Consider the following 12,671-nt stretch of genomic DNA (forward strand, 5'->3'; position numbering starts at 1 on the left):
CTTCTACTCTCCCTTCTGGTCCCGCAAAAAGTATATCGTATCCAGTTGAACACGTTTGGCAGCTTCTGCAATAGCCGCAATATCTACCTGCTCTACAGATTCAATCAAACCTGAAACCGTACGTTCTTTTCCAGATAAAATAGCATTAAAGTCAAATGAAATTAATTCAAATGCGGAATCCTGAATTTCGCGCAGTTGATTGGCAATCATGGCTCGGGTTTGATTCCATTCAATATCACTGATCTCACCTTGTTCCATGGCAGTCAGCTGCTTACGAATGATATCAACCGCTTTCTCATAATTCGCCATTTCAATCCCCGATTGAATTGTCAAAATGCCTTTGTGACCATCAAACCGAGACGAGGCATAGTAGGCCAGACTCGCTTTCTCACGAACATTCGTAAACAATTTGGAATGTGGGTAACCTCCGAGAACGCCATTATACATAAGAGCTACTGGGTACTGCTCATCTCGATACGAAATATTGGTACGCAATCCCATGTTCAATTTCCCTTGATTAACATCCAGGCGTTCAACGATTGTTTTAACATCTCCTGTTGTCCCCCGCGGGGCAGATGTTACATACCCCACATCCTGTTTACGTTCAATGGAGAATGCCTGCTTTACAATTTCCTCTACTTCAGAAAGAGTCGTATTCCCGACGACATAAATATCGATAGGTGCCGTTTGAAGCCAGTGTTTATATTGTTCGTACAGGTGCTCGGCATTGATAGGGTCCAAATCATCAATTTTACCCAATGGGTGAAGCCGATAAGGATCATCACTGCACATTTCTTCGATACAACGTTCAGCCGCATAACGAATTTTATCATTAATGACTGATTCTATGCGCTTCTGTAGAGTCTGCTTCTCAGCATCGACATATTTTTTGCGAAAATGTCCCTCTTCGAGCGCTGGCTTTGTCAAAGTTTCTCCAACGAATTCAAGTCCCTGTTTTAATAAAGATTGCGCTGATTTCACGAATCGGTCATTGATAATATCCATACGCAGCTGAACAATTTGGTAATCGCCCCGTTTGTAAATATCAAAACCGAATCCTGCACCATATAAATCATCTAAATATTCTCGAAATTGCTTCGTTTCTGGGCGTAATTCCGTTCCTCTACGAAGTACAAATGGTGTTAATGCGGTACTCGTGACCGTTTCTTCCTCTAGAGGACGGCCTATGTACACTGAAATGGCAAATGTTTTAAACCGATCTGTCGGCAGCACATGTAAACGTATATGATTCCATGTAGTGCGCTCAAATTGTATATGCTTCAAAGGTCGGTCTCCCTTCTTTATCGGTAATATAAATCCATTATATTCCTATACGAAGAGGAGAAGCAACCAACGCTGGTTCCTTCTCCTTGTCCATGTCTAAATTATTTACAGAAAATATGCTTCCCAATATTTTTGACTTGCGGCCTGCTCCAAATCCATTTGGAAGTTGCTGTTACCGGATTGAAATAATAGATACAACCGCCCGTAGGATCCCATCCATTAAGCGCATCTTTTACGGCTTTTTTCGTAGATTCGTTTGGTGTTAACCAAATTTGGCCATCTGCTACGGCTGTGAAAGCGCCAGGCTGAAAGATAACACCAGAAACCGTATTAGGAAAACTTGCTGACTTCACACGATTTAATATAACAGCTGCTACGGCTACTTGACCAATATAAGGTTCTCCCCGAGCCTCGCCATGCACGGCATTCGCCATCAGATTAATATCCTGCTCAGATAAGCCTAGGTTATTAGATGGCAGCAAATTGGCTGGCTTTTGATTTGAAGTTGCAGTTTCATTGCCTGCGCTTCCCTGTCCTGCTGTTGTTGGTGCTGTAGGCTTCCAATTCTTCGTGGCTTCCCACAGTTTAAGCTTGGTCTTGGGACCTACAACGCCATCTACTTTCATCCCAAACTCACCTTGGAATCGCTTCACTGCCAATAAAGTTTTATACCCATAATCTCCGTCTATGCTGCCGCTATAGAAACCAATGAACTTCAATCTACCTTGCAATTCGTTGACGTCAGCTCCAGTTGCTCCATAACGCACTTCATTTTTACTAAACGTTTCTTCTGCAGGTGGATTGAACTTTCCTTTCAACTGAAAAGCGACAACTAGTACGAAAACAATACAGAATGTAAGTACAATTAATCGTTTATTCATTCCCCTTCTCAACCTCACTTTTCAAATTACAGCCTTTTCTTGCTTATTATGAGAAAGGAGCTCACTGTTTATACAAAAAAAACACTCTCCTGAGGAGAGTGCTCGTCTAATCGTATATTTAAATCTAGGAGCTGATCCGATTATGATGGTACTGTTCAATCGACATCAGCACTTCTCGAGGCTTACTGCCTTCGTACGGGCCGACGACCCCTTTGGCTTCCATCGAGTCAACCAGCCTTGCCGCACGTGTATAACCGACTCTCATACGTCGCTGCAGCAGGGAAACGGAGGCTTGCTTGGCTTCCAATACAATTTGAACAGCCTGGTCGTACAGCTCATCTTCAAATTCATTTTGCTGCTCCGGCATTTCTTCAACATGCGGGACCATTTCTTCTTGGTAATTCGCCTGCTCCTGCGTGCGTACAAAGCCAACCACATGTTCAACCTCTTGGTCAGATAAAAAAGCACCCTGAATACGAACAGGTTTGGACGCGCCTACTGGCAAATAAAGCATGTCTCCTCGGCCTAATAGCTTCTCTGCGCCGACCATATCTAAAATGGTCCGTGAGTCTACTTGAGACGAAACACCAAACGCAATACGCGATGGAATATTCGCTTTAATCACGCCCGTAATAACATCAACGGATGGTCGTTGTGTAGCAATAATCAAATGAATACCCGCTGCGCGTGCCATTTGAGCAAGTCGGGTGATAGAATCTTCCACATCATTAGCAGCAACCATCATTAAATCGGCTAACTCGTCCACGATGACCACGTAATATGGCAGAGGAACAGCTGTTCCGCTTTCTGTCAACATCGCGTTGTAGCCCTCAATATTTCGCGTTCCGCTTTTCGAGAATAGTTCATAACGCTTTTCCATCTCAACGACGACTTTCTTAAGCGCTAACGAAGCTCGTCGAGGATCAGTTACAACTGGTGCCAGCAGATGTGGAATCCCATTGTAGACATTCAATTCAACCATCTTCGGATCGATCATAAGAAACTTCACTTCATTAGGTTTTGCTTTATACAAAATGCTCGTAATAATTCCATTAATACAGACGGATTTGCCTGAACCGGTGGCTCCAGCTACAAGTAAGTGAGGCATTCTTGCCAAATTTCCGACGATTGGTTGTCCAGAAATATCACGCCCAAGTACAACTGATAGCCGCGAGCTGGATTCTTGAAAAGCGGATGTTTCCATGACTTCACGCATGGTTACGATCGAAACCTCCAGATTCGGCACCTCGATGCCGATCGCAGCTTTACCAGGAATCGGCGCTTCCATCCGAATATCCTTAGCAGCAAGCGCCAATGCGATATCATCGGTCAAGGAGACGATTCGGCTGACCTTCACACCCACGTCAGGCTGTATCTCATAGCGTGTCACGGCAGGGCCTCTGACGACCTCCAGCACCTTGGCACGAACGCCAAAGCTCTCCAAGGTGGCTTCGAGCTTCCTTGCATTTGCTTTATAGTCTGCCATCTCACTGCCTTTGCCAACAGCAGGCTTTGCTAATAAATCAAGTGAAGGCATCTCATATGGCCGTGTTTGTACAATCGGCACATTCTCCTGAAATTCTAACGTAACTGGCTCTTCATCCGTTTCAACAGCCCCTGCTCCCTGTACTTTAGAGACCGGCGCTGTAGAGGAAGACGCAGGATGTTTGACTGCCTGCTGAGCTTCTTGAAAAACCTGCTCTTGAAAATCACGAATAATAGGTGTGATTGGTTGATCTGTGGGTGGTGAATCTGATTCAGCAGCTTGCTTGGCGCTTGACTTATAAAGAACCTGCTCGGTTTCATCAGCTGCATCTAAATCATTTAATTCATCTGCTTCTGAATCATTCTCGACTGCAGCCTTTTTCCTACTTTCCTTATTAGGACGAAGCAGTTCCATAAAAAGTGGTGTTTTCTTCGCCCGTTTAACAGGCTGGAAAACCTCTTCATCGAATTCATCATCAACAGGAACATAAGAGAATTTCTTCGCTTTAGTTGCACTAGCACCCGCGGAGACTGTTTGGGGCTGACGTGTTTCGCGATCCTGCAGCCACTCTTTCATTCTATCTTTAAAATTTTGGCCAACATTACTGAATCGACCCTTCACGATATTGCCAACGTCCACGTAAGAAATCCCAGTTGCCAGGATAAAGCCCATGACAAATAGCGCATATTGGATTAATCGAGCGCCCAAATAATCGAACAGAAAGTAAAGGACACTGTATAGCATAGCGCCTATCATCCCGCCGCCAATACCATGCTCCAGTGCCGATTTGCCTGCTTCTGTTGGATGCAGACCATCTAACATGGCATTCCATGTCGACGCAATGACTTTGCCCGACGTGAAACCGCCATCAGGATACAATTGAGCGAACAAATCAATATGATTTTTGATTAGTAGTCCAAGAATGAACAGCAGTATGCCAGCTTTCTTGGGCGTAACCATCTGTGGCCATGCTCTCTTGATCATCGCATATAAGGCCACATATATGAAAATCAGCGGTATAAGTGAATACCACGTTCCCACAAAAAATCGAAAAAGGTAAATCAACGAATTCCCGACATGCCCTTGATGAGCAAGTGCAATGACCGAGAAGATTAGAATGAGAATACCATATAACTCGAATAACAAGCTTGTTTTTAGAGCCTTACCTTTTTTCTTGCGTTTCGCCACGCTTGCCACCCCCAAGTCCACATTATACCATATTTGACTTGGGGGATGATACAGGAAGGTCAAGCTAGAAAGTTAAAGTCGCCTCTGCTACAGGACTATATGAAATAATAGTTCCAGGGGCATATTGATTATTCAAATAATCCTGAGGATTACAGCTAAAGAGCCTGACAATTCGTGCCTGAAAGCCACTAATCGGTTCAATTTGCATTTTGACTCCACCCTGATCGATTTCGATAAATTTGGGTTCATAAGTCTCCATTCCTTCAAAAATAACATCCATCGGTATAACGGAGTAATGTATCATTGTACGATGCCTCCGTTCGCTGCTGATTTCTTAATTTCTATACGCTGATTAAGCTCTCGGATTGCATCACCAATACCGCCAACTTGATCTATTAAGCCATATTTAACGGCATCTATACCAATAACCGTCGTCCCAATATCTCTTGTTAACTCTCCGGTTTTAAACATTAACTCTTTAAACTTTTCTTCTGTTACATTAGAGTGCTTCGTAACAAACCGCACAACACGTTCCTGCATTTTATCCAAATATTCAAATGTTTGTGGGACTCCAATAATTAAACCATTTAATCGAATGGGGTGAATCGTCATCGTTGCCGTTTCGGCAATAATCGAGTAGTCCGCTGATACTGCAATGGGAACACCAATGCTGTGCCCTCCACCTAGTACCAAAGCAATGGAAGGCTTCGATAGTGTAGCTACCATCTCTGCTATGGCAAGTCCTGCTTCTACATCTCCCCCTACCGTATTTAAAATAATCATAACGCCTTCAATCTTCGGATTCTGTTCTGCGGCGACTAATTGCGGAATTAGATGTTCATATTTGGTCGTTTTATTCTGGGGAGGGAGAACAATATGTCCTTCCACTTGTCCAATAATGGTAAGGCAGAAAATATTAGATTCGCCAGAAAGCGTATTTGTTTGACCTAACTGTTGAATGTTTTCGAGGACTGCGTTTTTCTTACCTTCTTCCGTTTCCGGTTCTTGTTGTTTCGGTCCTGTGGGTGCTGCCACTGAAAATCCCCCTTCGAGTTTTGCTTTTGCAAAAACAGCTTTGTAAGCTTGAACTGCATTGTGCTAGCAAACTTTGCATGTACTGTTCATAATCTCCCATAGTATGAATAAATTTGCGTACTTTCATGCATTCGCACCCTACGAACACATGAAAAAAAGCTCCCTCCAGTTATGGAGAGAGCTTTACTATTGCATAGGTTCAAGTGACTTGTTCGAGCCTAGACTTCCATGATAATAGGAAGGATCATCGGTCTTCTTCTGGTTTGTTCATATAAAAAGCGTCCGAGAACATCTTTCACGTTTGTTTTTAAAGATGCCCACTCATTGACATTTTCATTCATTAATTTCGTTAACGTATTCGTTACGATACGATTGGCTTCTTCCAAGAGACCCTCAGATTCACGTACATACACGAATCCGCGAGAAATAATATCTGGTCCAGATAAAATTTTGCCATCTTGTTTGCTGAGAGTAACTACGACCACAAGGATTCCGTCCTGAGACAGTAATTTACGGTCACGCAACACAATGTTGCCTACATCCCCAACACCCAGTCCATCAATCAGAATGTTGCCGCTTTGAACTTTAGATCCTTTGCGAGCAACACCATTTTGAATTTCTACCGTGTCACCGATATCGCACATGAATATATCTTCTTTAGGAATGCCGACAGACTCGGCTAGGATGCCATGTTGACGCAGCATGCGATATTCGCCATGAATCGGAATAAAGTACTTAGGCTTCATAAGATTGAGCATTAACTTCAATTCTTCTTGACTACCATGACCTGATACGTGTACGCCAGTAACAGAACCTGGACCGTAAATCACATTAGCGCCAATACGGAATAACTCATCTACGGTACGGCCTACATAACGCTCATTCCCCGGAATTGGAGTTGCCGCAATAATGACCGTATCACCAGGTAAAATATCAATTTTACGATGGGTTGAACGTGCCATTCTTGTAAGAGCAGACATTGGCTCTCCTTGGCTACCTGTGGAAAGAATGACAACGCGATCAGCAGCAAGCTTGTTAACTTCTTCTGGCTCAATTAACATGCCATCCGGAATGTGCAAGTACCCTAACTCGCTAGCAATCGAAACCACGTTAACCATACTGCGACCGATTACCGTTACTTTGCGATTTGTTGCTGCGGCTGCATCAAACACCTGTTGAACACGGTGAATATTGGATGCAAATGTCGCAATAACAACTCTTTGCTTAGCTTTACGGAACACTTCTTCAATTTCAACCCCAACACTGCGCTCAGACCCTGTGTAACCAGGACGTTCTGCATTTGTGCTGTCGGAAAGCAAGGCAAGTACGCCTTTCTTCCCAATCTCTGCCATACGATGCAAGTCCGCATATTGATCATTTACAGGAGTTTGATCGAATTTAAAGTCTCCTGTATGAACAACAACACCTTCTGGTGTATCTAAAGCGACACCCACAGAATCAGGAATACTATGATTGGTTTTGAAGAAAGATGCAGTAAGAACACCTAAGGAAAGAACGGATTCCGAATTAATGAGAATCCTGTTCGTAGTACCGAGTAAATTTGCTTCCTTCAGCTTTGCTTCGATAAGTCCCATTGTAAGCTTAGTTGCATAAAGTGGAACGTTAAGATGCTTAAGCACATAAGGTAAGCCGCCAATATGATCTTCGTGGCCGTGAGTGATGATAATGCCGCGTACTTTATCCCGATTCTCCGTTAGGTATCCAATGTCTGGAATGACGATGTCGATTCCAAGCATGTCCTCCTCTGGAAATTTCAAACCACTATCAATGACGATGATATCGTTCGCATACTGAACGCAATACATATTCTTTCCGATTTCGCCCACGCCGCCAAGAGCGAAGATCAAAAGTTTATCAATATTTTTTTTGGACAAGAATATACCTCCTTCTTAGATTGGACGACGAATTTTAAATGAAAAAACCGAACTAGTCACTTGCAACCATTATACATGAAAAAAAACAACAAATACAAGTTAATACCGATTACTTTAGATTCCCCAAAAAAAGAAAACCGATGCCGGAAGCACCGATTCATTAGGCGTTATCATACAAAAAGTGATTGAATGAATTGTCCTTCTTGCTCGGATACACGAACTAACGGAAGTCTAACGCCTCCAGTTTGAATGCCTTTCAGTGCGAGAGCATGCTTAATTGGTGCAGGACTCGGTACACGGAAAATGCCAGTAAAAACAGGATGTAGCTTACGATGTAGTTCTGCCGCTTGCTGAATGTTACCTTCTAAATAATACTTTATCATAGATTGCATTTCTTTTCCAATCACATGACTAGCAACACTAATAATTCCCTGACATCCTACCGCTAGAGCAGGCAGTGCACTGCTGTCATCCCCGCTGTACACAAGGAAATTAGGAGCTGCATCATTAAGTATACGTGTTAATTGATCCGTGTTAGCGCAATCTTTGGTAGCCACGATATTCGGAATTTGGGATAGACGAATTGTTGTCTCTGCATCCAAATTCACTCCTGTGCGTCCAGGTACATTATAAAGCATAATCGAGACCTGAACAGACTCAGCTACTGCTTTAAAATGCTGGTACAACCCTTCCTGGGAAGGGCGGTTATAATAAGGAGCTACGATCAGTAAGGCATCGACTCCAAGTTTCTCCACTTTTCGAGAAAATTCAACAGTGTCCAGAGTGTCATAACTTCCTGTCCCTGCAATAATTTTGCAGCGCCCTCTGGCATAACGAACCGATAGCTCAATAAGCTTCAACTTCTCATCGTCTGTCAATGTTGGTGCCTCACCAGTCGTGCCACAAATAACAAGGCTATCCGACTGCTGCTCTTCGATCAAATAGTTAATTAATGGTTCCACTTGCTCCCAGTTCACTTGTAAGTTCTCATCAAACGGAGTCACCATAGCTGTAATTACTCTTCCGAAATCCAAAAGTTATACCTCCTCAATCTTACATAATCACTTATACAAATTGAACTTATGATGTAGTGCCCTAACAGATTTAATCATATCGACACCATGGACAAGTACCCAAATCGTTGTATTTGAATCAGCTGATTGAAGGATACGTATGTCCTCTACCGTTAATGCCTCAACAATTTGCGCCATAATACCTGGCACTCCGTTCATACCGCCGCCGATCACAGAAACTTTCGCACATCCACTCACGGCCTTAGGATCATAGCCTTGACTTCTGAGCAGTTTGAGAGCGCGTTCCGCTTCATGATCGAACACCGTATAAACGACTCCCGATGGATTGACGTTAATAAAGTCAACACTAATCTGATGCAGCGCCATCGTTTTAAATACACGAAGCTGAAGATCGAATTGACCTTCAACTGCAGCAACATGAATTTGAGTAATGTTCGTAAAATGAGCAATTCCCGTAACGAATCGATCCTTCACTTGACTCATATCTGTGGGGATACTGTCTGAAGCTGTAACCAACGTTCCTTCTTCTTTGGAAAACGTAGATCGCACGCGAATCGGAATATTGGCCTGCATGGCTACTTCTACCGCGCGTGGATGTATAACCTTTGCACCATTATGTGCCATATTGCAGATTTCAGCGAAGCTTACGCGAACCAGCGGTTTAGCATCCTCAACAATCCGTGGATCCGCAGTCAATATCCCGTTGACATCCGTGAAAATATCTACAATTTCAGCTTTTAGGGCAGCCCCAAGAGCAGTCGCCGAAGTATCACTACCTCCGCGCCCTAATGTTGTTAATTCGTCTTGACTTGTTTTACCTTGAAATCCGGTAACAATGACAACCATATCTTGCTCCAACAATTCCAGGATCCGGTTTGGCTGCATAGCTACTATCTGGGCATTACCGTGAACATCATTCGTAAGAATACCAGCTTGCCCACCTGTCAAAACCGTAGATCGAATACCTGTTGCTTGTAACAAGCTGCACAAATGTACCGCAGAAATTAACTCTCCGCAGCCCATTAACATATCGAGTTCCCGCGCTGGCACCCCCTCCCCGTTCTTTCGAACGAGGTCTAAGAGCGTATCAGTCGCATAGGGTTCTCCTTTTCTTCCCATCGCGGATACAACAACAACCAATTTATAATGATTGATAAGTGCGTCTTGAATGTGTCCAATAACGTGTTCTCTGGCATCAGCGGTGGAAAGCGAAGTGCCCCCAAATTTTTGTACAAGGATTCGCATGAGTTTCCCCCATATTCACTGCATGATGATTAGCGCAGTCATACTTGCTGATTATTGTTCTATAGCAATATATTCAGCAATTTGTACAGCATTCCATGCAGCGCCTTTTAGCAGGTTGTCAGAAACAATCCACATATTTAGCGCTTTCGGATTGCTCAAATCACGGCGTACACGACCAACGAAAGTTTCCAGTTTACCTGCTGCATCTGTAGCAAGCGGATATTGCTGCTCAGCCGGATTGTCAACAAGAACAATACCAGGAGCATTTGCAAGTAACGTCTTCACTTCTTCTACGTCGAAATCTTCTTTTAATTCAACATAGACAGACTCAGAATGTCCATAAACAACCGGAATACGAACGCATGTAGCTGTAACTTCAATGGACTCATCGCCCATAATCTTTTTCGTTTCAAGAATCATTTTCATTTCTTCATTCGTAAAACCATTATCGAGGAATTTATCAATTTGCGGAATCGCATTAAAGGCGATCTGATGTTTCACTGGCAAAGAACCGACTGGTAAAATATCCGGATTCGCATCATTTCCTTCAAGCACTTCTTTCGATTGTCTCAGCATTTCGTTAATTGCTTTAGCACCAGCTCCAGAAACAGCTTGGTACGTTGACACGATAATACGGGAAATCCCATAACGATCATATAGTGGCTTGAGTGCAGCTACCATTTGAATTGTAGAACAATTCGGATTTGCAATAATACCTTTGTGTTCGTTAATTTTCTCAACGTTTACCTCAGGCACCACAAGTGGTGTTTCAGGATCCATGCGGTATGCACTTGTATTGTCGATACAGATCGTACCTGCCTTAACCGCGTGAGGAGCTAATGCCTTCGTAACATCGCCACCAGCGCTAAATAAAGCAATTTCAACGCCTTGAAAACTTTCCGGTGTCGCTTCTTGAACGGTTATTTCTTGACCTTTGAAAGAAAGCTTTACGCCCGCTGAACGAGCGGAAGAAAGTAGTTTCAATTCCTTGATGGGGAAATTCCGTTCTTCTAGTAGACGTATAATTTGTTCTCCTACTGCACCTGTAGCGCCTACGACTGCAACGTTAAAAAGCTTCTGGTTCGACATGAGCTGGACTCTCCCCTTCAAGATGTTGTATATGAATTAGTATTGAAATCTCTCAATAATCATGGGCTGCAATTGCTTACCTTCAAGAGCAGCTTCACAGGCTTCCATAATCAAGTCCATCCGAGCTACCAACGAATTTGGCTTAGCTCCAGGTGCATCTTGACCATAGGGCACAAAATAGATGTTTTTGGTAATGAGAAGCTTAGCGATATTCATCGCGTTCAAACCCAGCCCATCATTGGTCGAAATCGCTAAAACTAGCGGCCGCAAATTTCTCATTTGTGCTTTTGCAGCCATAAGTACTGGACTCTCTGTCATCGCGTTTGCTAGCTTACTAGTCGTGTTCCCTGTGCATGGTGCAATAACCATCACATCAAGCAGCTTGGATGGACCTAGAGGCTCAGCGGCTACAATAGTAGATATAATCTCGTTTCCGGTTATATCCTTTATTTGTTGCTGCCAATCTGCTGAATTGCCGAAACGTGTGTCGGTGGTCATGACTGTATTCGATACAATCGGAATAACCCGAGCACCTGCATCTACAAATCTCTTAATCTGAGGCATGACTTCTTCCAACGTACAGTGAGAACCAGTTAAAGCATATCCGACTGTTTTCCCTTGCCAATTCATTCCACATCGCTCCTGTCTTTGAAGTCTTCCACGATCAGCTGACTGAGTGTGTTTGCCATGATGCGGCCAGCTGTTTTGGGGGCGACGATGCCAGGTAAACCGGGCGCTAGCATCGCTTTGATGCCTCTTTTCTCGGCAAATCGGAAGTCCGTTCCACCGGGTTTAGAAGCCAAATCGATGATGAGCGCGCGATGTGGGATATTAGTAATAACTTGCGCTGTGACTATCATAGTCGGAATTGTGTTAAAAAGCAAGTCAATATTCCCCACTTCCGGGTACAGATCCTTTGTATAAAAAGGCTGAAAACCCATCTCCCACGCCCTTGCAAAATGCTCCGGTTTCCTCACGCCAACCTTCACGGTTGCCCCTAATCCCTGCAAAGTTTTGGCCATTGTAAAACCTGTACGACCAAAACCTAAAACCATGCTAACTGAACCGTGGATCGTAATATCAGTGTTCTGGATCGCCATCATTAGCGCTCCCTCGGCTGTCGGAATGGAGTTATAAATCGCTATATCATCACGCTCGAATAACTCCACTACCTCAATCCCATGTGCAGCACAAAGCTTTTTCAGAAAGCTTTTGGCCATTCCTGTATACACTTTGGCATGCTTTGGCAGTGAAGAAATAAGATCATCCGTAAGTCTCATCTCTTCACTCGAAAATATAGATTCCACTTGTCCCGAATCATCCGTACCTACAGCTGGTAAAATAAGTACATCAACGGTCTGAAACAGCAGGGGATCGAGTCTAGCATTTGATACACCGCTAAATTGCCTCCCTAGATTGTCAAAGCCGATTAATGTCACCGTAGCATCAAGTTCAGTAAATTTCTGAATTACTTCAAGCTGCCGAGCGTCTCCACCCATAATAGCAACCGAAATCCCAGTGAGCATTCTCGCTT

General features: G+C 43.6%; 11 protein-coding genes. All 11 read right to left on the reverse strand.

Annotated features, from left to right (window positions below):
• Positions 1-3: 3 nt before the first annotated feature.
• The 11 genes from yfmF to dpsA all read right to left on the reverse strand — a co-directional run bounded on the left by yfmF (position 4) and on the right by dpsA (position 12,663).
• Positions 4-1,284 (reverse strand): EF-P 5-aminopentanol modification-associated protein YfmF, encoded by a 1,281-nt coding sequence (gene yfmF / locus ASD40_RS01130; protein ID WP_057301507.1) that lies wholly within the window; start codon positions 1,282-1,284, stop codon positions 4-6.
• A gap of 101 nt (positions 1,285-1,385) precedes the next feature.
• Positions 1,386-2,165 carry a spore cortex-lytic enzyme gene (sleB, locus tag ASD40_RS01135; RefSeq protein ID WP_057301508.1) on the reverse strand — a complete coding sequence of 260 codons (780 nt, stop codon included), beginning with the start codon at positions 2,163-2,165 and terminating at the stop codon, positions 1,386-1,388.
• A 124-nt stretch (positions 2,166-2,289) separates the two neighbouring features.
• Positions 2,290-4,839: a DNA translocase FtsK gene (locus tag ASD40_RS01140; RefSeq protein ID WP_057301509.1), complete on the reverse strand. Its 2,550-nt coding sequence runs from the start codon at positions 4,837-4,839 to the stop codon at positions 2,290-2,292.
• 64 nt (positions 4,840-4,903) lie between these two features.
• On the reverse strand, positions 4,904-5,143 hold the full coding sequence (locus tag ASD40_RS01145) for a YlzJ-like family protein (protein WP_057301510.1): 240 nt from the start codon (positions 5,141-5,143) through the stop codon (positions 4,904-4,906).
• Positions 5,140-5,874, reverse strand: coding sequence for a ClpP family protease (locus ASD40_RS01150; RefSeq protein WP_057301511.1), 735 nt, complete (start codon positions 5,872-5,874; stop codon positions 5,140-5,142). Before ASD40_RS01150 ends, ASD40_RS01145 begins: the two co-directional genes overlap by 4 nt.
• A 218-nt stretch (positions 5,875-6,092) precedes the next feature.
• The gene (locus ASD40_RS01155) at positions 6,093-7,769 is read right to left on the reverse strand and encodes a ribonuclease J (RefSeq protein ID WP_029195262.1); all 1,677 of its coding nucleotides are present in this window, start codon (positions 7,767-7,769) and stop codon (positions 6,093-6,095) included.
• A 170-nt stretch (positions 7,770-7,939) separates the two neighbouring features.
• The gene (dapA, locus tag ASD40_RS01160) at positions 7,940-8,803 is read right to left on the reverse strand and encodes a 4-hydroxy-tetrahydrodipicolinate synthase (protein ID WP_057301512.1); all 864 of its coding nucleotides are present in this window, start codon (positions 8,801-8,803) and stop codon (positions 7,940-7,942) included.
• Positions 8,804-8,830: 27 nt separating this feature from the next.
• Positions 8,831-10,048 carry an aspartate kinase gene (gene dapG / locus ASD40_RS01165; RefSeq protein ID WP_057301513.1) on the reverse strand — a complete coding sequence of 406 codons (1,218 nt, stop codon included), beginning with the start codon at positions 10,046-10,048 and terminating at the stop codon, positions 8,831-8,833.
• Between the two features lie 51 nt (positions 10,049-10,099).
• Positions 10,100-11,137: an aspartate-semialdehyde dehydrogenase gene (locus tag ASD40_RS01170; protein ID WP_057301514.1), complete on the reverse strand. Its 1,038-nt coding sequence runs from the start codon at positions 11,135-11,137 to the stop codon at positions 10,100-10,102.
• Between the two features lie 36 nt (positions 11,138-11,173).
• Entirely contained in the window at positions 11,174-11,767 is a 594-nt protein-coding gene (locus ASD40_RS01175; RefSeq protein WP_057301515.1) for a dipicolinate synthase subunit B, read from the reverse strand.
• Entirely contained in the window at positions 11,764-12,663 is a 900-nt protein-coding gene (gene dpsA, locus ASD40_RS01180; protein ID WP_057301516.1) for a dipicolinate synthase subunit DpsA, read from the reverse strand. The genes ASD40_RS01175 and dpsA overlap by 4 nt, the downstream gene beginning before the upstream one ends.
• Positions 12,664-12,671: the final 8 nt, after the last annotated feature.

Origin of the sequence: Paenibacillus sp. Root444D2 (assembly GCF_001426375.1) — a bacterium.
Classification (GTDB): domain Bacteria; phylum Bacillota; class Bacilli; order Paenibacillales; family NBRC-103111; genus Paenibacillus_E.